This window comes from Verrucomicrobium sp. BvORR034 (assembly GCF_000739635.1).
In the GTDB taxonomy this organism is placed as follows: Bacteria; Verrucomicrobiota; Verrucomicrobiia; order Verrucomicrobiales; family Verrucomicrobiaceae; genus Verrucomicrobium.
The window spans coordinates 41,434-62,790 of record NZ_BATQ01000171.1; the positions used below are offsets into that span (position 1 = coordinate 41,434).

The 21,357-nt window shown below is 62.7% G+C and carries 14 protein-coding genes and 1 tRNA gene; 10 read left to right on the forward strand and 5 right to left on the reverse strand.

Going from position 1 to position 21,357, the window contains the following annotated elements; all coding sequences use genetic code 11:
• Window positions 1–56: 56 nt before the first annotated feature.
• From BV034_RS30000 to recO, 4 genes are all read right to left on the reverse strand, one after another.
• The gene (locus tag BV034_RS30000; protein WP_265593627.1) at window positions 57–1,202 is read right to left on the reverse strand and encodes a glycosyltransferase family 1 protein; all 1,146 of its coding nucleotides are present in this window, start codon (window positions 1,200–1,202) and stop codon (window positions 57–59) included.
• Window positions 1,203–1,332: 130 nt separating this feature from the next.
• A complete protein-coding gene (locus tag BV034_RS30005; protein WP_265593628.1) occupies window positions 1,333–2,112 on the reverse strand; it encodes a phosphodiester glycosidase family protein in 780 nt (259 codons plus the stop codon).
• 37 nt (window positions 2,113–2,149) lie between these two features.
• Window positions 2,150–3,034: a tetratricopeptide repeat protein gene (locus BV034_RS30010; RefSeq protein ID WP_050030630.1), complete on the reverse strand. Its 885-nt coding sequence runs from the start codon at window positions 3,032–3,034 to the stop codon at window positions 2,150–2,152.
• A gap of 61 nt (window positions 3,035–3,095) precedes the next feature.
• Window positions 3,096–3,674 (reverse strand): DNA repair protein RecO, encoded by a 579-nt coding sequence (gene recO / locus BV034_RS30015; RefSeq protein ID WP_050030631.1) that lies wholly within the window; start codon window positions 3,672–3,674, stop codon window positions 3,096–3,098.
• Between the two features lie 161 nt (window positions 3,675–3,835).
• Between recO and BV034_RS30020 the strand changes: the two genes are divergently transcribed.
• The 8 genes from BV034_RS30020 to BV034_RS30055 all read left to right on the forward strand — a co-directional run bounded on the left by BV034_RS30020 (window position 3,836) and on the right by BV034_RS30055 (window position 9,868).
• Window positions 3,836–4,246, forward strand: a complete 411-nt coding sequence (locus BV034_RS30020; protein ID WP_265593629.1) for a cupin domain-containing protein — start codon at window positions 3,836–3,838, stop codon at window positions 4,244–4,246.
• A gap of 70 nt (window positions 4,247–4,316) precedes the next feature.
• Window positions 4,317–5,442, forward strand: a protein-coding gene (prfB, locus tag BV034_RS30025; protein WP_265593639.1) for a peptide chain release factor 2 whose coding sequence is annotated in 2 segments (ribosomal slippage) — window positions 4,317–4,379 and window positions 4,381–5,442 — 1,125 coding nt in all. Because the reading frame shifts where the segments join, the coding sequence is not laid out codon by codon here.
• Window positions 5,443–5,592: 150 nt separating this feature from the next.
• Entirely contained in the window at window positions 5,593–6,222 is a 630-nt protein-coding gene (locus BV034_RS30030) for a hypothetical protein (RefSeq protein WP_050030633.1), read from the forward strand.
• A gap of 332 nt (window positions 6,223–6,554) precedes the next feature.
• Complete coding sequence (gene trmD, locus BV034_RS30035) at window positions 6,555–7,241, forward strand: tRNA (guanosine(37)-N1)-methyltransferase TrmD (RefSeq protein ID WP_050030634.1); 687 nt, start codon at window positions 6,555–6,557, stop codon at window positions 7,239–7,241.
• A gap of 28 nt (window positions 7,242–7,269) precedes the next feature.
• Complete coding sequence (locus BV034_RS30040; RefSeq protein WP_050030635.1) at window positions 7,270–7,524, forward strand: hypothetical protein; 255 nt, start codon at window positions 7,270–7,272, stop codon at window positions 7,522–7,524.
• Window positions 7,525–7,538: 14 nt separating this feature from the next.
• Window positions 7,539–7,919 carry a VOC family protein gene (locus tag BV034_RS30045; RefSeq protein WP_050030636.1) on the forward strand — a complete coding sequence of 127 codons (381 nt, stop codon included), beginning with the start codon at window positions 7,539–7,541 and terminating at the stop codon, window positions 7,917–7,919.
• Between the two features lie 64 nt (window positions 7,920–7,983).
• Window positions 7,984–8,541 carry a hypothetical protein gene (locus tag BV034_RS30050; protein ID WP_050030637.1) on the forward strand — a complete coding sequence of 186 codons (558 nt, stop codon included), beginning with the start codon at window positions 7,984–7,986 and terminating at the stop codon, window positions 8,539–8,541.
• 76 nt (window positions 8,542–8,617) lie between these two features.
• Window positions 8,618–9,868 (forward strand): glycoside hydrolase family 71/99-like protein, encoded by a 1,251-nt coding sequence (locus BV034_RS30055; RefSeq protein WP_050030638.1) that lies wholly within the window; start codon window positions 8,618–8,620, stop codon window positions 9,866–9,868.
• Window positions 9,869–10,657: 789 nt separating this feature from the next.
• Here the strand turns inward: BV034_RS30055 and BV034_RS30060 are convergent.
• Window positions 10,658–10,743, reverse strand: a tRNA-Tyr gene (locus BV034_RS30060).
• 365 nt (window positions 10,744–11,108) lie between these two features.
• Between BV034_RS30060 and gltB the strand changes: the two genes are divergently transcribed.
• Both gltB and BV034_RS30070 read left to right on the forward strand, forming a co-directional pair.
• Window positions 11,109–15,701 carry a glutamate synthase large subunit gene (gltB, locus tag BV034_RS30065; protein WP_050030639.1) on the forward strand — a complete coding sequence of 1,531 codons (4,593 nt, stop codon included), beginning with the start codon at window positions 11,109–11,111 and terminating at the stop codon, window positions 15,699–15,701.
• 138 nt (window positions 15,702–15,839) lie between these two features.
• A complete protein-coding gene (locus tag BV034_RS30070) occupies window positions 15,840–21,302 on the forward strand; it encodes a tetratricopeptide repeat protein (RefSeq protein ID WP_050030640.1) in 5,463 nt (1,820 codons plus the stop codon).
• Window positions 21,303–21,357: the final 55 nt, after the last annotated feature.

The window sequence follows — 21,357 nt, forward strand, 5'->3', positions numbered from 1 at the left end:
GTAATGTGTCGGGTGTTGTGTGGTGGGGGCTTGGGGGGGGAAAGAGGAAACAAATGTCAAACACGCACCTCAGCGCCGTTCAAGGCCGCCGCCGGTATCGTGCCGAGCAGCTCCTGCTCGAACTGCTCGATGATGGAGTTCCAGGAAAGTCTCAAGGCGGTGGCGTGGGCCGCGGTGCGCACATCGGAATCACGCCAGTGCTGCAGGGCCAGCTCTGTCGCTGCCAGAAAAGCCGCCTCATCCTTCTCCGGTGCCACATAGCCATTCACGCCATGACGCACAAACTGACGCGCAGCCGCATAGTCGTAGCTCACCGTCACCAGGCGGCTCGCCAGAGCCTCCGTCAGCACGTTGCCAAAGGTCTCTGACAGGCTGGGAAAGACAAACAGATCCGCACTGGCGTAGTGCCGGGCCAGGTCCTCACCCGTGCGTGCCCCGGCGTGGATGAACTCCGGGTGCTGCTGCTTCAGCCACGCGGCCTTGGGCCCATCCCCCACGAACACCGCCCGCGCCTTGGGCTGGAGTTGCTGAATCCTCTGAAATGCCCTCACCGCCAGCGGCAGGTTCTTCTCCGCCGCGATGCGCCCTACAAACAGGGCTACCGGAGTGTCTTCCTCCGCCCCCCAGGAGCGACGCAGTTCGGCATCTCGACGTTCTGGATTGAAAAGATCCGTATCCACCCCTCGTCCCAGCACACCGACGTTCTTGATGCCCAGACCGCGCAACTGCTCGGCGGTGCTTTCGGAGGGGGTCAAGGTCCGCGCCGTGCGGTTGTGGATCCACTGGAGGTACCACATGGCCGCCCGCTTGAAGAAGGGCAGACGATAGTCGTCAGAGTAGCTGTGAAAGTTCGTGTGGAACCCGGAAACCACCCGCTTGGCACAATGATGGGCAGCACGAATGGCATTGCACCCCATGAGCGTCTCCACGGCCACGTAGATCCCGTCGGGCTTGAAGTCGCCGATCCTCCGGCTGAAAAACCGCCGCGTGGCCAGCCCCATGCGGATGCCAGCGTAGCCGGGCACCGGCAGGGAATTGATCGCCTTTACCTCCACCCCGTGGCTCAGATTCTCACCGCCCGCCCCTTCCGTGGTCGTCAGCACAGAGACCTGATGACCGCGTCGGGCAAGACCGCGGGCCAAGGTTTGGAGCGTCCGCGCCACACCGTTGATGTCCGGTGGGAACGTGTCTGAGATGATCATGAATTTCATCCGGCAGGGCCTTCCTCAGAGTATTCCTGAATTGCCGCGGCAAAATCCGCAGGTGGTGACTTTTCCGTCACCCACACCATCCTTCACTTTCCAGACATCACATGGGGAAACTTCCGTGCCCTCACTTCTTCCAGAGCACAAACATGCCCGCGAAGGTGTTGGGCGTGACCGTGGCTCCAGCGGGCGGATTGACCAGGACATCGGAAATGTCGCCGTCCAGAAACAGGGCATCCTGACAGCCCAGATGCAGGAAGAAGAGAGACAGTTGGTGAAAGGTCACCCGCCCCTTGACCCGGTCTTCGCGGTCAGACATGACAAACACGACCTGCCCATCTGAGGCTCGTACCCCCACCGCATTGCGCAGGCGCCGGTTGGGTGAATTGACGTTGAAGGCCGGATGGATCTTCCCCTGACGCAGGAGGATGGGACCGCTCTGCGTGGCCAGACGCGGCTGCAGCCCGCTCTTCCCATACTCCTCCCCGGTCATCACCCCCGCGCCCCGCTTGTCATCCAGAAAGAACACCCCATTCGGGTGCAGGTAGAAGTTCCCCTCCCCCTTGGCCAGATTCAGCGGCACCAGCTCCTTGCCGTCGGTAATCGTCAGCCCGCAGGGCTTGGGCCCCCGCTCGTAGATCCCCGCATTGGTCGCAAATTCGATCTGTCGCCCTTCCTTGGCCGCTTCCTGCAGGAGCGGGCCAAAACTGCCCAGCGGCTTGCCATCCTGCCCCAGCCACCGCAGATCCAGGCGGGGAAAGTCTGCCCGGTCCACCCGCAGCACGTGATAGATCGCCCCCTCAAACTCGATGCGTTCCAGGTTCGCGGCGTGCCCCACATGGCTGAACGAAACCCCCAAGACTGAGGCAAACCACCCCAGCACACGACCTCTGGAAAGACGGAACATCCCCTTCATACGGTGAATGAATGGGAAAAATCACCGGTCAATTGCGACCCAGCACCTTCTCCATGCGCTTGCGCAGGGAGGCCGCCTTCTTGGGCTCACCCAGATTCTCCAGCACGGCGATGTAGTCCTCCCCAGTCTGCTCATAGGAGTCACTGTGAGTGTCCAGATGCTGCTCCAGGATCCGCAGGCTCTTTTCGTAGTTCTCCTGCACCCCGGCATCATCCTCCAGATCGTAGCAGGCGGTGGCCAGGTTCGTGTAGCTCTGGGCGACCTCTGCATGCTCCGCTCCCAGTACCTGCTGGCGGATGTCCAACGCCTCCACATGCATCTCCTTGGCCTGCTCCGGGAACCCGGCCGTGTAGTAGAGGCTGCCCAGATTGTTGAAGACGGCGGCAACGCGCTCGCTATCGCGGCCATAGAGGCGCTCCAGAGACTCCAGCGACATCAGATAATGCTGCTCTGCCAGGGCATAGCGGCCCAGGCTCTTGTAGATCATGGCCAGATTGTTCCGCAACTCGGCGGACTCCTTGGACTTGGGCGGCGTCACCGACTCATAGTCCAGAATGGCCTGATCATAGAGAGGAATGGCAGCCTCCTCACGCTGGCTGAAGTCATACAGCATGGCCAGCCCGCTGCGCAGCCGTGCCAGCTGCTCCTGCTGTACCCGGCACTTGGCGGCTGTTTCCAGCGCTTCCTGGTAGAGGGACTCAGACTTGGCAAAGTCCCCCCCTTGACGGTTGAGGTTGGCCAGAATCTCCAGTGCATTCACCAACACGGGATAGTTGGCCTCATCATCCTCCACGGCCTGCCGCGCATTGCGCAAGGCCGTCCCCGCCACCCGCAGCGCGTCGTCCAGCTTGCCAGCCTCGTACAGGCTGGCCACATGCCCTTCCAGCAGCGTGTTGAGATTCTCTGAAGACATACGATAAAAGCAACCAGCAGTGCCCGAGGGCTCGACATAACAAGGCAGGACCTCGCCCGCATCAAGTAAAATCGTGGCGAGGAACAGCAGCATCTGCACCATCCGCCTCTTCCAGCACCTCCAGAAGTTGTGCCCGCTGTAGTGGAAGCGGGCGGTGAAAGGTCTCGTGCAACAACCCCGCAGCCCCGGCCGACACTTGGCCCAGGCCGAGTTCCTCGCAGAGTTTGTTCTCAAACCGATGGACCAGCCGGGTGCTGGGCTCGTGCCCTTCCAGGTAGTCCAGACTTTTTTGTAACAACTCGTACACACTTCCCAGCGGCGTCTCCCGCTCCACCACGAGTTCCACGAGTTTTGAGAAATAAGTGCCCGCCAGCACCCTGGCGTAGCTGTTCCGCATCTGCAGTCGCGGCTGCACCAGATGCACCTCCTTCAGGGAGTGCAGATCACTCTTCGTGCTGGGCAGGAAGACTACCTCACAGGTGACAAACAAGTCGAGCCGCCCAGCAAAAGCAGATTGCGGGCGCAGCGCCCCTTTGGCCACCGTCTTGAAGAGACCTAGGTCAGGAGCACACCAGTGCACAATGAGGCTGCTCTCCGTCAGGCGATGACGGTTGATCAGGATCGCAGTTGTACTGTCCACCGGGGTTTCAAGAGCTCTGTGTTGCGGCTGAGCCGGTTGTTCAATACACGCCCCCTCTCCATCTGCCACCGGAACCTCCACCTGCCATGGATGATGCGGCGGAAAAGGGAGGCAGGATGTTTTTTTCTCAGCACAATGTCGGGCCGTCCCTCTTTCCCACCATGTCCCAGCCGCTCCAGATCCTCCACCATCACGCTGGCACCCCCTCCATTCGCGCCAAGCTGGGGCCCTATGAGATTGAGTCCCTCATCCCCGTGGCGGACGAGGGAGCTGGCACCGCCTACCGCGTCCGCATCGAGCCCCATCAGACCACCAGCGTGAGTTATCACAAGATCGCGGAGGAGTACTATTACGTCCTGTCCGGTCGCGGCACCGCCATCCTCAACGGCACCTCGTATCCGCTGGAGACAGGTGATTTCCTCCGACTGCCCCCCGGCACCACCCACGGCTTCATCACGGGGGATGAGCCCCTCGTCATGCTGGACATCCACGCCCCCGGCTCCCGGCCGGACCGGGATGTGTACTTCGTAGGCGATACCCCCTCTGGCTTCACCGTTCCCCCTGCTTCATGATCGCTTGAGTTTCGCTTGCCTCCCCGGCCCGCGGGTTTATTAAACCTTCATGGACAAGGCCAAAACCGTCATCACCGATCTGCAAGCGTTCGACACGGAGAGCCTCAAGGGCCGCCTTGGCGGGCTCCGGAGGTATCTTTGACGTCGGGAAACTAAAATCCGACCTCGAAACGCTGGAAGACGAGCTGGCCCGCCCTGAGTTCTGGGACAACCAGGAACGTGCGCGCAAGACGATCGACACCGTCAACAACCTCAAGAACAGGATCCTCCCTCTCGAAGAACTCGAGCGGCGTCTGGAGGACTTCTTTGTCTTGGGTGAGATTGCCCAGCATGAAAACGACCTCGCCTCCTGGACGGAGGTCGAGAAGGAGTATCACGCCATGGAGAAGGCGCTCAGCGACTTTGAGCTGGCCATGCTCCTGACCGGTGAGCTGGACAAGAAGGGCGCCTTCGTCACCATCCACTGCGGTGCCGGTGGCACGGAGTCCTGCGACTGGGCCGACATGCTCCTGCGCATGTACCAGCGCTGGTGCGAGCGCAGCGGCTACAAGACCGAGATGGTGGACTTCGCCCCTGGTGAAGAAGTAGGCGTGCGCAGCGCCGTCTTCCGCGTCACGGGTGACTACGCCTTTGGCAAGCTCAACTGCGAACGCGGTGTGCATCGCCTCGTGCGCATCTCCCCCTTCGACTCCGCCAAGCGTCGCCACACCAGCTTCGCCAGCGTGGACGTCACTCCGGAAGTCGATGAGGACATCGGCATCGAGCTCAACGAAGCCGACATCAAGTTCGAGACCTATCGTTCCGGCGGCAAAGGCGGCCAGAACGTGAACAAGGTGGAAACCGCCGTCCGGCTCATTCACGAACCCACCGGCATCATCGTGAACTGCCAGGTGCAGCGCTCCCAGGGCAAAAACCGGGAGATGGCCATGAACATGCTCAAGGCCAAGCTGTACCAGCTCGAGCAGGACAAGAAGAAGACGGAAATGGAACGCCAGTACGGCGAGAAGGGCGACGTCGCCTGGGGCAGCCAGATCCGATCCTACGTCTTCCAGCCCTACCAGATGGTCAAAGACCACCGCACCGGGGAAAAGACCGGCAACGTGGGCAATGTCATGGACGGCGATCTGGATCCCTTCATCGAAGCCAAGCTCCGCGGCCGCAAGGCAGGCGACGGCGATGACGACGAGGACGTGTAGACCATTTCGGAATTTGGAATTTTGATTTGTGATTGAGAGGGTTCGCTGAAAGGCGGACCCTCTTTTTTTGCTTCGGAACATCGAATAGAGATTGGCCGTTTACGTCTTTGGTGTTGTCATTCGAATCACCATCTCGCCTCAGATAAACCCATGAAAACTCTCTTCGCCCTCCTTGGCGGTGCCGTCCTCGGTGCCGCAGCCGTGTACTTCGGGTTCACCCAGCAGTTGGTGAAGCAGGGGATCGGAAGCGGGAACCAACGTCTCGTGCAGATCAACCGCTTCACTGGCGAAGCCAGAGAGGTTTTCGTCTCGTCTTTCGATGCGAATCGCCTGTCCGAAGCAGAGGATGCCAAAGATAGCGCTGCCTCTGAAGCATTCGAAGGCGCCCAACTGGCCAAGCAACCGCCCGCCCCATCGACACAGGCAACCCCAGAGTCCACCTCATGGAAAGAGCTTCCCAAGGAGGAGATCGACAAGCTGGGCATCCGTTTTCAGTTCTCGCAAGGCCGCTACTACGCGCGCTGGCACAACCATCTCGACAAACCGATCCGCATTGAGACGATCCGCGCGGAGGTCCCCGCCGCCGAGGGAAGAGAAGCCGTGAACCGCACCTACCGGGTGGACTGGGAAACCCGCGGTCTGACTGATGATGGTCGCAATCTGGAAGCGAGCTTGAGCGACTATCCAGAAGGCACCGTGAAGCTCACGCCCGTGAAGGTGTCGGTGCTTGAGAAAAACACCAAGACCGCCGACTCCCCCAGTCCCTTCGCTCCTCAGTGACTTAGGACCAGCCTCCAACATTGGAAGCGCGGGGTCCCCAATGCCCCCCCAAGCCGAAGCTGCGAAGGAAGCTTGGGGAGCGCACGCATCCTTCGTGCTCGGACGCCAGCCAGACACGTCGTCCCCACTCGCAGCCGAACCTCCGGGTTCAACTCCATCTGCTTCGAAGTCACCCCTTCCCTCCACTCCATCTCCATCGTTCCTCCCCTTTGTGCCTTCGTGTGAGAACCAATCATCGAACACCCCACCACTACTCCACTACTCCACTACTCCACTACTCCACCACTCCCCGCCCCTTGCACCGCGCTCCTGCCTCCCTACTTTGAGCCGCCATGCAAGTCGATGTCATCACGCTGTTCCCCGAAGTCGTCACGGTGCCGCTGGGCGCGAGCATCATGGGACGTGCCCGGGAGAAGGGTGTGCTGGACCTCCGGGTGCATGACCTGCGGAAGCACGGCATGGGCAAGTACCGTCAGGTGGATGATGCCCCCTTTGGCGGCGGTCCGGGCATGGTGATGCGGCCAGAGCCCATCGCGGCCATGCTCGACGAAGTCCGCACCCCGCAGAGCAAGGTCATCTTCATGACCCCGCAGGGCAAACCCTTCGATCAAGCCACCGCCCGCCGACTCAGCACCGAGCCCCATCTCATCTTCCTCTGCGGCCACTACGAAGGCGTGGACCAACGCATCGTGGACACTTGTGTGGACGAGGAAATCAGCCTCGGCGACTACGTCCTCACCAACGGGGCCATCGCCGCCGCCGTGGTGGTGGACGCCATCGTGCGCCTCGTGCCCGGTGTGCTGGGCGATGACGAATCCGCCATCCAGGAAAGCTTCACCGAATCCGGTCTGCTGGACCATCCCCACTACACCCGCCCCGCTGAGTGGCAGGGGCAAAAGGTGCCGGATATCCTTCTCTCCGGTGACCACGGCAAGGTCGCCAAATGGCGGAAGGAGCAGGCCAAAGAGCGGACCCGGAAGAACCGTCCGGACCTCCTGCCGCCCAATCAGAAGGCTTAGCGAAAAGCCACCGCCCGCCTCCAATCTCATGGACATCACTTCCCCGAAGATCCTGAAGCTCAAGGGGGCGTTGTTCCTCTTCCTTGGCGTCTTGTCCGGAGCTCTTCTTCTGTTTCCAGACTACGACCCACGAAGGCTTGTCCTCTTTGCGATCACCCTCTGGGCGTTCTGCCGAGCCTACTACTTTTGCTTCTATGTGCTGCACCACTATGCCGATCCCAGCTTCCGCTACGCCGGTCTGTGGTCGATCGTGCAGTACCTCTTCAAAAAACGGAAACCCTGAACCCCGCACACGTCATGCTGCATCACCTCTCCTTTGCCGTGGAGGATCTGGCCCGTTCCGCCAAATTCTATGATGCCGCCCTGGCACCGTTGGGCTATGGCAGGGTCTGGAGCGATGACACCGCCGTAGGCTACGGCACCATCGAGGGTCAGGACAAGTTTGCCATCCGCCTCCGCCCGGATCGTCAGCCCCCTCCCAGAGATGGGTTTCATGTGGCCTTCAGCGCCCCCAGCCAGGAGGCGGCCGCCGCCTTCTACAAAGCCGCGCTGGCCCATGGAGGTCAGGACAATGGAGCCCCCAGTCTGTGCCCGGAATACGGACCCGGCTACTACGCCGCGTTTGTCATCGATCCCGATGGCTACCGCATCGAGGCGGTGATCATCGGAGCAGCATGATGGGATTCGCGAGCTATCGCTTGCACAAGATTGTTCCACGCGCCTTCATTGCGACCACATCCCCATGGTCACCCTCTCCAGCCCCCCGTACACCATCCAGTTGCGCGAAGGCTTTCCCCGGGCAATTGCCCCCTCCAGGCCGGATGCAGAGCTCATTCTTCTGGATGACATCCCGGCTGAGCCCACCTCCTGCCACCGGATTGAGGTCCTTCAGGAATCCCAGCTCGTGGCCCAGGTCCAACTGCAAACCTCCAAAGGGGAAACCGGAGTTCACGACCAGTCCGCCGTTGTGGCCGACGACACCCTCTTCATTGCTTGTGGTGCCTCGGTTACCGCGCTTCAGCTCCCGGATTTGCAGTTGATGTGGACGACCCAAGTGGACGAACTGACCTGCTTCGGCGTACATCACAATCCCATCCACCACTGCCTCATCACCCACGGAGAGCTGGCCATTGCACGCATCAATTTCGACGGATCCCTTGTGTGGCAGGCCGTCGGCGAGTCCCCCTTTACCGGCCCGCTCGAAGCCCAAGGTGAATCCGTCATCGTCACCGACGACGCCGGCCAGGAACATGTCTTTGAAGTGTCCACGGGTGCCACAGCTACCCGGGCACCCGTCTGAAGCAGACCATTCGGACTACTCCCGCAAGATTGACGGAGGCAGGCGGGTTGGTGAATGGACTAACGCGCGCCCTCTCATGAAATCTGCCCTGCTCCTCCTCTTCTGCACCCTGGTCTTCGCCACCACTTCCTCCTGGGCCGAAGGCTTGGACGGCAAAATCATGTGCGGCTACCAGGGCTGGTTTCGCACGCCCGATGACGGCACCAACACCGGCTGGCATCACTACGGCGGCCGGAACTTCGGCCCCGGCAATTGCAGCATCGACCTCTGGCCGGACGTGCGCGAGATCTCCGCGGCCGACCGCACCCCCACCCCGTTCAAATTCGCCGACGGCACCACTGCGGACGTGTACAGCTCGGTAAAACCCTCCGTCGTCAACCTCCATCACCAGTGGATGAAGGAGTACGGTGTCGATGGCGTGTTCCTCCAGCGCTTCGTCGTCTCCACCAAGGACCCGCGTCATGCCAAAGCGCAGGATCTGGTTCTGGAAACAACCCGCACCGCCGCCCGCGACCACGGTCGTGAGTGGGTGCTCATGTATGACCTCTCCGGCCTCAAACCCGGCGAGACCCAGCTTCTGATCAACGACTGGAAGCGTCTCGTGGACACCTACCACTTCGCCGATGCCAAAGAAAACCCCGCCTACCTCCGGCACCGCGGCAAACCCCTCGTCGCCCTCTGGGGTCTCGGCTTCTCCGACCGCGCCCCCATGCTGGATGAGTGGAAACAACTCATCGATTTCTTCAAAAGCGATCCGCAATACGGCAACGTCTCCCTCATGCTGGGCGTTCCCGCCTACTGGCGGACGCTGACCCGCGACAGCATCGCCGATCCCGAGCTGCACACCCTCATTGCCAAAGCAGACGTCGTCAGCCCCTGGACCATCGGCCGATTCAACAACCCCAAGAACGCGACTTCACACTTTGAAAAGACTGCCGCGCCAGACCTGGCCTGGTGCAAGGAAAGAAACCTCGACTACCTGCCCGTGGCCTTCCCCGGATTCAGCTGGCACAACCTGCAAAAAGGCCGCGGCAAAGAAGCCCCGGTCAACGCCATCCCACGGTTGGGCGGCGAGTTCATCTGGTCCCAGTTTGCCCAGACCAAGAAGCTCGGCGTGCGGATGCAGTACGTGGCCATGTTTGACGAACTCGACGAAGGCACCGCCATCTTCAAGACTCGCCAGGACCCACCCGTCGGCGAAAGCCCCTTCGCCACCGAGCCCGGCGTGCCGGAGGACCACTACCTGTGGCTCACCGGCCAGGCTGGCAAGATGCTGCGCGGGGAACTGCCAGAAGATAGCGTAGCGATGCCCGTGCGAGCGAAGTAAAGAAAGCTCGTCCACGCCGCGAGCTGCCCGCGGATGTAGCGCAGATTGTCAATCTGCTGTGCCGCCGATTGGCAATCGGCACCATCCGCCCTCGCTGAAAACAAGCCATTCTCCTGTAAGCGACAGAGAAGGCCGGGGTTTCCAACCCCGCTCAGTCGCACGTCCCAACAACAGCTTCGCCGCTTGAACGCGAAACTCCAACCCTCTCCGGCCCCGCCGGCAGGGTTGGAGTTCCGTCCCGCATGCGGGACAGATCAGGAGCCACATACCCAGCGTTCCCCAACCACAAGCGACTTCAATGTTGGAGCACTGACTTCAGTCGGCCGAAGTTCCTCCCCGCCTTTCTCACCTCGCCTCTCTACCAACACACCCGGCGCACGCCTGAACGGCGATTGGAACCCTCACCTCTATTACCGGCCATCATCCCTTGGGTTAACCACGTCCCCACCTTCGATGACCGTCTGCATTCCCTGTTTCCGATGCCGGAGGCATCCCAGCCATTAGACGGAAGGTTGAAGGAGCGTAGCGACTGATACCTCCGGTTTCGTCAAATAGTCTCCCCGACCCCGGAGGGGTCGCAGCGTCGGCCCATCCCCCGATTCACCCTACCCGCCCTTTGGCCGCACTGGGCCTACCGCTCTGCGGTAGAAATCCCCACCCCATGGATAGTCCTCGCTCCGCTCGGCCGACCTATGGCTACGCATGGTGAACCCTCCGGGTTCAAGGCATAACTCACCCAAGTGAACCAAGAACCCTTGTTCTGAAATCTCCATTCCTCTCCTGAGGAAATGGTGGGCAGGGATGGGTTCGAACCATCGTAGGCGTAAGCCAGTGGATTTACAGTCCACCCCGTTTGACCGCTCCGGCACCTACCCGTCGTTCCGCGTGAGACACGCTAGAAGCGAGCCCTTAAATTGCTCGTGACGGCAAAACATGCAAGCGGATTTTGAAGGGTTTCCGCAAGTTTTTTGAGGCCCCGGCATTTGTCCTGCGCTTCTTAAAGAGCTGGCGCTCATCCAGATGCCAAAATCGTCAGAACTCACTGGATGACCGGGCCAAACACCGGCGCATCTTGCCCCCGCCCCGGGGGCGTTTCTCTGGGGGAACAGGGTGTCGGTTTTATGCAGTGAGCCGCCCTCGGCACACTCCCTGCTTGCTAACTTGCCTGTTCTTGACTAGTTTGGCTCCCCCCTTTTCCCGAGCGGGCAAAGGGGCGAACCTCGCATCCCCTTGTGGCCACATGACCAAGCATCCCTATTACGACGAACCAATTCCGAATGAAGGCACGCTCCATAACATGGATATGGAACGCGACGCCTGCGGTGTGGGCTTTGTAGCGCAGGTGGATGGTAAACGTAGTCGTAAAATTCTTGATTACGCCTTGGGTGGCTGTTGTGCCGTGGTGCACCGCGGGGCCATGGAGGCTGACATGAAGACCGGTGACGGCGCTGGTGTCCTCACCCAGATCCCCCACAAGCTCCTCCTCCCTGAGGTCGAAAAATTTGGCGTAAAGCTGGAGCATGAGCTCGACCTCGGTGTCGGCATGTTCTTCCTTCCGCAGGACGAGACCGCCCGCCTGCGCATCCAGCTCGTGGCTGAGAGCGTTGTCGACAAGCGCGACGTCACCGTCATCGGCTGGCGCAAGGTGCCGGTCAACGAGCGCGAGTTGGGCGAAAAAGCCCGCCGCACCATGCCCTTCATCACCCAGCTGCTGGTTCGGCGGCCGGAAGACATGGATGACGCCGCTTTCGAGCGCGCCCTCTTCCTCGCCCGGCGCGAGATCGAGCTGAAAGGCAAGCAACAGGGCTTGGCGGACTTCTATGTCCCCTCCATGTCCCACCGCACGGTCATCTACAAGGCCCTCGTCGTCGCGACCGCCCTGGAGAAGTTCTACTACGACCTGCAGGACGAGAACTACGAGACAGCTCTGGCGGTGTTCCACCAGCGCTTCTCCACGAACACGTTCCCGACCTGGGCGCTGTCCCACCCCTTCCGCATGCTGGCCCACAACGGTGAGATCAACACCGTGCGTGGCAACCGCAACTGGATGGCCTCCCGCGCCAGCGACTTCGAGCACCCCTGGTGGGAGGGCGATGAGCACCTCCTCAAAGGGCTGTGCGATCCCAAGCAGAGTGACTCTGCGTCTCTCGACGCTGCTCTGGAACTGCTCGTCCTTTCCGGCCGCAGCGTGACGGAGTCCATGTCCATGCTGGTTCCCCCGGCGTACGGCATCGATCCCACCACCACGGAGGAAGAGAAGTCCTATTACGAGTACCACTCCTGCTTCAGCGAGCCCTGGGACGGCCCCGCCGGCCTCATCTACACGGATGGCCGCGTCATCGCCGCCACTCTGGACCGCAATGGTCTGCGCCCCTCCCGCTACAAGCTCACCGAAGACGGCGTCTTCGCCCTCGGTTCTGAAGTCGGCATCGTGCCGCTGGATGATGCCAAGGTCATCAAGAAAGGCCGCCTCTCCCCCGGAGAGATGATCAGCGTGGACATCGCAAAAGGCGTGGTGACCTACAACGAGGAGATCAAGCAGCAGCTCGTGTCCCGCCAGCCCTATGGCGAGTGGCTCAAGGAGCAGCGCGTGGAACTCACCGCACAAGCCCCGCACGCCCCCAAGGAAGATCTCGACATCCTCAGCCTGTCTCAAAAGCAGGTCACCTTCGGCTGGAACAAAGAAGAGGTCGAAATGGCCTTCGCCCCCATGCTCGCTCGTGGTGAGGAAGCCGTCTACTCCATGGGTGACGACGCGGCCCTGTCGATCCTTTCCAAGCAGCCCAAGCTGCTCTTCACCTACTTCAAGCAGCTCTTCGCGCAGGTCACCAACCCGCCGATCGACCCCATCCGCGAACGCGGCGTGATGTCGCTCGACGTCGTGCTCGGCTGGCAGCGCAACTGGCTCGCCGAGACGCCGGAGCATGCCCACGTGGTGCACCTGACCTCGCCGTTCCTCTTTGAGAACGAGCTCGAGACCCTGAAGGGGCTCAAGGACTTCCCCTGCCGCGTGCTCGACATCACCTTCCCGGTGAGCGAAGGCCCCGAGGGTCTGAAGAAGGCAGTCGATCGCCTCTGCAGCGAGGCCGAACAGGCCGTCAATGACGATATCCGCATCCTCATCCTGAGCGACCGCGCCGTCGATCACACCCGCGTGCCCGTGCCTTCGCTCATGGCCACCGGTGCCGTGCACCATCACCTGAACCGCAAGCAGGTGCGCATGCGCCTCAGCATCGTGGTGGATTCCGGCGAAGCCCGCGACACCCACCAGATGGCCCTGCTGTTTGGCTTCGGTGCCTCCGCCGTGTGCCCCTACCTTGCCTTTGAGACCGTCCAGGAAGTGCTGGAGAAGGACAAGACCGCCCGCAAGCCCATCCTCGAAGGCTTTGACTTCGCCAAGGCCCTCACCTACTACCGCAAGGGGCTGGAGAAGGGCGTGCTGAAGATCATGTCCAAGATGGGCATCAGCGTGCTCAGCAGCTACACGGGAGCCCAGATCTTCGAGGCCGTTGGTCTCGGCAAGGAGCTCATGGACAAGTGCTTCACCGGCTCCCCATCCCAGATCGCCGGCATTGGCTTCAATGAGGTGGCTGAGGAAAGCTTCGCCCGTCACGCGGCTGGCTACGGCACCGCCGTGCCGGAAGCAGGCGCAATCGAACTCGCTGACCCGGGCTTCTACCGCCCGCGTCGTGAAGGCGAAGTGCACGCCGTCACCGGCCCAGTGATCAAGAATTTTCACACCTTCGTGAAGTCCGGCAAGTCCGAGGACTACGAGACCTACGTGAAGGCCCAGCTTGAGAACACCCCGGTGGCTCTCAAGGACCTGATGGAATTCGTGCCGTCCTCCGATGGCCCGATCCCGCTGGATGAGGTGGAGCCTATCGAAGACATCCGCGTCCGGTTCACCACCGCCGCCATGTCACTCGGTGCGATTTCGCCTGAGGCTCACGAAGCCCTCGCCATTGCCATGAACAGCATCGGCGGCAAGTCAGACTCCGGTGAAGGCGGTGAAGACCCGCGCCGGTTCAAACCGTTTGAAAACGGCGACTGGGCCATGAGCAAGATCAAGCAGGTGGCCTCCGGCCGCTTTGGCGTGACCGCAGAGTACCTGGCCAATGCCTGGGAACTCGAGATCAAGATGGCTCAGGGTGCCAAGCCCGGCGAAGGCGGCCAGCTCCCGGCCATGAAGGTGAACCGGCTCATCGCCCGCCTGCGTAACACGCAGCCCGGCGTGACCCTCATCAGCCCGCCCCCGCACCACGACATCTACTCCATCGAAGACCTTGCCCAGCTCATTCACGACCTGAAGGAAGTGAACCCACGCGCCCGTGTGTGCGTGAAGCTGGTGGCAGAGTCTGGCGTGGGTACGGTGGCCGCCGGTGTGGCCAAGGCCAACGCGGACATCATTCTCATCTCCGGCCACGACGGTGGTACGGGCGCCTCCCCGTTGAGCAGCATCAAGCACGCCGGCCTCCCCTGGGAACTCGGCCTGGCTGAAGCTCAGCAGGTGCTCATGCTCAACGGTCTGCGTGACCGTGTGACTCTGCGCACCGACGGCGGTCTCCGCAACGGTCGCGACATCGCCATGGCCGCCATCCTGGGTGCGGAAGAGTTCAACTTCGGCACCATCGCCCTCATCGCACTCGGCTGTGTGTACGTGCGCCAGTGCCACTTGAACAACTGCCCGGTCGGCGTCGCCACCACGGATCCGAAGTTCCGCCAGAAGTTCAAAGGCAAGCCAGAGCATGTGGTGAACTTCTTCAATTCCGTGGCTCACGAAGTGCGCCAGATCATGGCCCAGCTCGGCATCGCGAAGATGAACGACCTCATCGGTCGTCCGGAATTCCTCCGCCAGCGCCATGTGCCGGATCACAAGAAGGCCAACCTGCTGGATCTCTCCCGCATCCTCCGCGACGTGGGCAAGGAGGCGGATGAAGATCTGCCGCGCATCTGCCGCGTGAACAGCAACGAGCGCATCAACAACCACCCGCTGGACGACAAAATCCTCCAGGCGGCCCAGGTGGCGATCAGCGACAAGCGCAAGATCAAGCCCCTCTCCTACAAGGTCGTTAACACGAACCGCAACATCGGCACCGGTCTCTCCGGCGAGATCGCCTTCCACCATGGCAACCACGGTCTGCCCGACGGCACGATCGAGGTGAACCTGGAAGGCAGCGCTGGCCAGAGCTTCGGCACCTTCCTGTGTGGCGGCGTGAAGCTGAACCTCACCGGGGAAGCGAACGACTACGTCGGCAAGGGCCTCTGCGGTGGCGAGATCGTCATCCGAACCCCCAACAAGACGCACCCGAGCTTCAAGTCCTGGGAAAACTCCATCCTCGGCAACACCGTCATGTACGGAGCCACCAGCGGCAGCCTCTATGCTGCTGGTCGCGCTGGCGAACGCTTCTGCGTCCGTAACTCCGGCGGTACCGCCGTCGTGGAAGGCATCGGTGACCATGGTTGCGAGTACATGACCAACGGTCTCGTGGCGGTTCTCGGCAGCTTCGGCAAGAACTTCGGTGCCGGCATGAGCGGAGGCATCGCCTACCTGCTGGATGAAGCAGGCATGTTCGACAAGCTCCACAACCCGGAGATGATCCGCGGCGTGCAGGTGTCCGAGCCCGAAGACATCAAACAGCTTCAGCAGCTCATCTACAGCCACCTCGAGAAGACGGACAGCGCCCGCGCCAAGGACCTCCTTGACCGCTGGGATCACTTCCGCCCGCTCTTCGTCAAGGTGACGCCCAAAGTCGAGCCTGTGGCCCTGCCGCCGGAAGACGAAGGTGAGGCCGCTCCTGCCAGCCCTGACAACAAGGCTGCGGCCAAGGTGTAGCCCCTCGGTTCTCCAGCTTGAACCCTATTCAAAGAGCGGACCCTGCCAGGGTCCGCTCTTTTTTGTGTTTCCCATCCAAGGATTGACACTGCCGCAAAAAGCTGTGCGTTGTAGTGCCCCAACTCCGCAACCCCCGGCGTGGAAAAAAACTACAAACTCAAGGATGGCTTCACCACGGACCGACGCGTATCGGTGCCCGGTGAAGTGGTGCAGCAGGTTCGAGCCGCCTATGACAGCGGCCGCTACATGGATGCCTATGCGCTCGCCATGGCCGAAGCAGGTCCCTTGCAGGCCTGGCGCGGACATGAGGCCCAGGTCATTGCCGCCCGGCTCAGCAACAACCTGGGTGCCGACCGCCTGAGCAGCCTTCTCCTGACCCGCGCCCACCGGGAGCGCCCGCAAGATGCCGAGACGCGGCTTCACTACGGCTACCATGTGTTGCACCGGCGCGGTCCCATGTCCGCCTGGTCCCTTGCCGCGAAACCGGAATCTTGTGAGAATCTCACCCCGGAGCTTCATGCCGACCTGATCGCCCTGCGGGCCGCCGTGGCCGTGCTCTACCGGGACTTCAACGTCGCCGAATCCCTGCTCGCCTCCGCGCTGAAGCTGGATCCGGAATCTGCCTGGCTGGCCACCGAGCAGGCCCGCTTCCTCCAGGCGCAGGAGAAGCGTGGAGAAGCACTGTGCCGGCTCGACGAAGCGCTCCAATTCCGGCCGTGGTTTCGGCCCGCCGTCCAACATCGCGCCCGCCTGCTTCACCTGCTGAACCGGCATGGCGAGGCCGTTGAATACCTGACGGAGGCCCTGAATCATCTGCAAAGCGGTGCGGTGGCGATGCAACTGGCCGTGCTCAAGCGCGAGATCGATGACGACGCAGGCATGCTGGAGCTGCTGGATCTGTGCGAGCAATGGACTCCCATGCCCTCCCTGCAGCATCGGGAGTGGCTGGCCGCCTGCCGCAGTGACGCCTACTACATGCGCGGCGACTTGGCCGCCGCCGCAGAGCAGGCGGAGAAACTGGGAGGCGAGTACTACGAGGCCCTGGCGAACCGCTACCGCAACACCACCTCGTCCGGCCCCCGCGTGCGCCTGCCTGTCAGCTTCGTGCTTCAGGGTCACCGCACCTGCGGTCCTGCCACCCTGGCGCTCATCGCTCAATTCTGGCACCATCCTGCGACCCAGGAACAGATTGCACAGGCCATCTGCTACGACGGCACCTACGACTACTCCGAACGCCAGTGGTGCGAGGAAAACGGGTTTGCCGCCCGCGAGTTTCACGTCACGTGGGACAGCCTGCGGCTCCTGCTGAACGCCGGGGTGCCCTTTGCCCTCGCCACGGTGGAGGTTGGCTCCGCGCACCTCCAGACCGTCATCGGGTACGATGAAATAAGAAAGACGCTGCTCATCCAGGATCCCGGTGAGCCCCACTACCGGGAGGTCGTGGCGGAGGAGTTTCTGGGCCGCTACAAGCTCACCGGACCGCGGGGCATGGCCGTCGTTCCCGCAGACCGCCGGGCCTGGGTCAATTCCCTTCCCCTGCCGGACGCAGATTTCTACGATCTGAACTTCGCCTTCAACCGTGCCCTGGCCCGCCACTCGCGCGATGAAGCATGCGGCATTCTGGAGAGGATGACTGCCCTGGATCCTCTCCACCGGCTCACCCTTTTCGCAAGGCTCAGCCTCGCCGGGTTTGATCGCAACACCCAGGAGCACCACCAGGTGCTGCTGGACATGCTTACCCAGTATCCAGACGACATGCGGCTCTTGCATTGGCATGTGCAGTCCCTGCGGGAACTCGGCCGGCCTGAGGAGCGGTTGCGCCTGCTGCGCCGGATCATCACCCTGGAGCAAGCCCATCCCAGCTTCCTTCGGGAACTGGCGGTGGAGCTGTCTGAAGACTACCGGCACCGCCACGAAACCCGGCGGCTCCTCTGGTGGGCTCATCGTTGCAGCCCGGTGGACTCGGCCGTGCTCTCAGCCCTGGCTGTGTGGCACTGGCGGGAACCCCGGCGCCAGGAGGCCCTCGACTTCTTCCGGTTTGCAGCCGCGCTTTCTGACAAGGTGGAGGCCTGGTCCGTCCAGTGGTTCAACGCCTGCGTGGCCCTCAACCGCTCAGAGGAGGCGCTGGCATGGCTTCGCCAGCGTAATCAAGCCTACGGCGATCAGTCCTCCGGCCCGGCCCTGACGCTGGCCGTGTGTCTGGAGCGCCTCTGCCTTACCGAGGAAAGCCTGGCAGTGGTAGAGGAAGCGGTGCGCCGCCGTCCGGATGACGGGGAACTCCTGGTGCATGCCTCGCGTCTGGCCGCGCGGTTTGGCAAGATGTACGAAGCCCAGCTCCGCCTCCAGCGCGCCCGGCAGAAATGTTCCCACGGCCAATGGCTGCGTGCGGATGCCGCCCTGGCCGGCCGGGAGGGCGACCATGCGCGCCAGCTTGCGATCTGGCGGGAGATCCTGCAGACCGAGCCGCTGGCCATGGATGCCCATCAGTCCATGGTGGCCCTCCTTGAGTTGGTTCAAGGAACCGCGGCCGCAGGCGCACATCTGCAGGAGGCATGCACCCGCTTCCCGCAGCACTACGAGCTCAACCAGACCTACATCACCTGGCTCAGGGAGCACGCTCCGGAGGAGGCCCGCCCCCCGGCCCTCGCCATGCTGGACCACTTCCCGGACGATGCCTGGCTGCACCGCGAAATCGCCCACATCTGCCAGGCCACCGGCGGGTTCGAGGAAGCCATGACCCATGCGACGGCGGCGCTCAATCTCGCTCCCCGCGCACCGCAGAGCCTGGCAACCATGGCCATGGTCCTCCAGGCCATGAGCCGCACGGCCGAGGCAGAGGAGCACTGCCGCAAGGCCTTGCAGGAGGACATCAATTTCGGCACCGCGCTCATCCAGCTGCTGGAGTGCACCAACGGTTCGACGCAGCGGGACGGCGCGCTCGATTTCATCCGGCATGAAATGATCGTCCAGGTGCTCAACGGCGAGACCCTGCACATTTACCGTGTCCTTGCCTATGGCCTGATCGAGCCCCGCGAACTGATGGCTCATCTTCGGGAAGTATGGCAGGCACGCCCCGACCTGTGGGAGGCGTGGTCCGTGCTCATCTCCCAAGCCCAGGACGCAGGCGAGCTGGAAGAAGCCGCCCGGCTGGCGGAGGAGGCCAGCCGCCGCTTTCCCCTGCTGCCCGGTGCCTGGCGTGATCTGGGGCAGATCATGCGGCTGCAGGGGCGCAATGAGGAGTCCCTGCGGGCCTACCGTCGCACCACCGAGCTCAACCCTGACTGGGACCAGGCCTGGCAGGATCTCGCCCAGCTTCAGGAAGACCTGGGGCAGGCGGAGGACGCCCTCCACACCGTACGCACCGCCCTGAAGCGCATGCCGCGGGAGAACAACCTGCGTATGCTGCTGGCGATCTTCCTCTGGCGCGCTGGCGAGCGGCAGGAGCCCTGGGAACTGGTGGAATCCTGCCTGCGGGATGATCCCACTCTGCAGAGAGCCTGGGGCATCCTCTCCGCCTGGGCACCCCTCCTGCACCGCCAGCAGTCGCTCGAAGATCTGGCACGCTCCGTCACCCGCGAGCACCCCGCCCAGGCCCGCCTCTGGATGATGCTGGCCCGCATTCTCGGACCTGAGGCTGTGGAAGAACGTCTTCAGGCGGTGGACCGCGCCCTGGCCATCCGACCGCGCCTCGCGGAGGCCTACGACTTCAAAGCCATCCTCCTGTCGGAGCAGGGCAAGTTCGAGGAAGCACGCAAGGCCCTGTGGTCCGGCCCCTGGGGCACTGACCGCCCCGCCCAGCTGGCGGGCCGCGAGGCCTGGCTGCTCGTCCTTGAGGGCAAGCCTCAGGAGGGCATGATCGTCCTGCGCAAGGTGCTGAAAAAACACCGCGACTTCCACTGGGGCTGGGAGCGGCTCTATGAACTGGCTGAACACGTGGAGCAGCCCCTGGCGATGCGCGAAGCCGCACGTGAGCTGCTGCGACTGAGCCCGCGCGATCCTGATGCGTGCAGCCGCGCCGCCCTGGTGGAGCTGGGCGCCGGCGGCAATGAAGCCCGTGCCGTGCAGCACCTGGAGCGCGCATTGCACCTCGAACCCGCCCACGACTTCTCCGCCCGGCAGCTGCTCGATCTCTACTGGCGGCGCAAGGATCTGGCCGGGCTGGAAAAAGCCTCCACCCTGATGCTGGCCACCGGCCCCACAGGCTGGGTGCGGAAGGCTTACTCCGTGCTGGCCCACTGCCATCGCCGGAACCTGGAAGGTGCACGTGCGGGACTGAAGGAGCTCGTGGAGTGCCAGGACGACATCTTCGATCTGCTGGGCCTCTTTGACACCACCGTGCTCAACGATACCCGGTACAAGAAGGCCCTCGTGGAGGTGATGGACGCCGCTGTCGCCGCGGACACCATTGGGCCCGCCTTCGCCCTGCTCTGGATCCGCGAGCAGGCCCGGCAGGGCAAGTGGCAGTGCTGGCGGCATTTCGGCACGTGGATCCCGCGCATGCAGCAGCGAGCGGTGCCTGCCATCCACCAGCTCATCGATCTGGCGGCAGATACGTCAAAGGCGGGTGCCTTCCTGCCCGAGCTCCTGAGAGAGCACCGTGATTTCATCCATCCCAACACCGAGCTTTGGGCCGCGGCCGGCCGCGCTCTGGCCACCTCCAACCTCGAAGTGGAAGCCGTGAACTGGATGAAGGGGGCCGAGACCCGCCCCGACATCCGCGGCTGGATGCTCGCCATCTACGAGATCGCTCTGAACCAGTTGAACCGCGGCCCGGAGGCCACGGAAATCAGCCTCGCCGCCGTGAGGCTGGGAGTGCGGGACGACACTTGGCCCCTGCACGTGAGTCAAGCTGGCTTTGGCACTGCTCTGGCTGGCGATCATGACCAGGCCCAGTCCCTGCTCAAGCTGGTCCCACCGGGGGATGTGCCGCCCCAATGGCGTCTGCTGCACACCCTGGGGGATGCACTGACCAAAGTGATGCCTCTGCCACCCCACGAAGCCAAGGCGGCCTACAAGGTGCAGATCAACCGGCTCCGCGGTCTGGCCAAATCCCTCCCTGCACCTACTCCCATCCTGTCAGGACAGTACACCCAGGCCGTTGAAGCGATGGCCGGCCACGCTGGGGTCGGGCTCTGGTCCTGGCAGAGGAAGTCACCCAAACCCAAGCGACAGACCGAAGGCGCGGGCAGCTCCCTGGCCAGCATCGGCCCCTTTCCCATTATCGCGATTGTGGTGCTGCTGTTCCAGGTGCTGCGGCACTGTGACCCAGTCCGCACCGGGTCAAGCTACGCCCCGATGCCGTCCCACGAAGAAAAAGATCGCAGCGCACGGAGGCTCCGTGAACTCCGTCAGGCGGTGGAGCAGCAGAAACTCCAGGACAGGCTTCTCACGCCTTCGCCTCTTCCTCAGGTCTTGCCAGTGATTCCGCCAGGGCTGAATGGCAGGGACACCGCCCCACCCGCCCCTCTGCAGGGGACACCAGTGCCGGTCTCTCCGTCTCAGGCGGACTTCGAGCGCTGGCTGGATCAAAAGCCCCACCAGCGCGGTGACACCCTGACTCCGCCGCCCCTTCCCCTGGTGCCTTCCCTGCAAGGAGATTGAAATCCAACCTTTTTGTCAGTGGCCAGCTTCCTGCTAGCAGGCAAAGTGGTGCCAT

Bases quoted from the DNA above. Each gene is read 5' to 3' on its own strand.
- BV034_RS30000 (WP_265593627.1), bottom strand. From the start codon at position 1,202: ATGATCATCTCAGACACGTTCCCACCGGACATCAACGGTGTGGCGCGG.
- BV034_RS30005 (WP_265593628.1), bottom strand. From the start codon at position 2,112: ATGTTCCGTCTTTCCAGAGGTCGTGTGCTGGGGTGGTTTGCCTCAGTC.
- BV034_RS30010 (WP_050030630.1), bottom strand. From the start codon at position 3,034: ATGTCTTCAGAGAATCTCAACACGCTGCTGGAAGGGCATGTGGCCAGC.
- BV034_RS30020 (WP_265593629.1), top strand. From the start codon at position 3,836: ATGTCCCAGCCGCTCCAGATCCTCCACCATCACGCTGGCACCCCCTCC.
- BV034_RS30030 (WP_050030633.1), top strand. From the start codon at position 5,593: ATGAAAACTCTCTTCGCCCTCCTTGGCGGTGCCGTCCTCGGTGCCGCA.
- trmD (WP_050030634.1), top strand. From the start codon at position 6,555: ATGCAAGTCGATGTCATCACGCTGTTCCCCGAAGTCGTCACGGTGCCG.
- BV034_RS30040 (WP_050030635.1), top strand. From the start codon at position 7,270: ATGGACATCACTTCCCCGAAGATCCTGAAGCTCAAGGGGGCGTTGTTC.
- BV034_RS30045 (WP_050030636.1), top strand. From the start codon at position 7,539: ATGCTGCATCACCTCTCCTTTGCCGTGGAGGATCTGGCCCGTTCCGCC.
- BV034_RS30050 (WP_050030637.1), top strand. From the start codon at position 7,984: ATGGTCACCCTCTCCAGCCCCCCGTACACCATCCAGTTGCGCGAAGGC.
- BV034_RS30055 (WP_050030638.1), top strand. From the start codon at position 8,618: ATGAAATCTGCCCTGCTCCTCCTCTTCTGCACCCTGGTCTTCGCCACC.
- gltB (WP_050030639.1), top strand. From the start codon at position 11,109: ATGACCAAGCATCCCTATTACGACGAACCAATTCCGAATGAAGGCACG.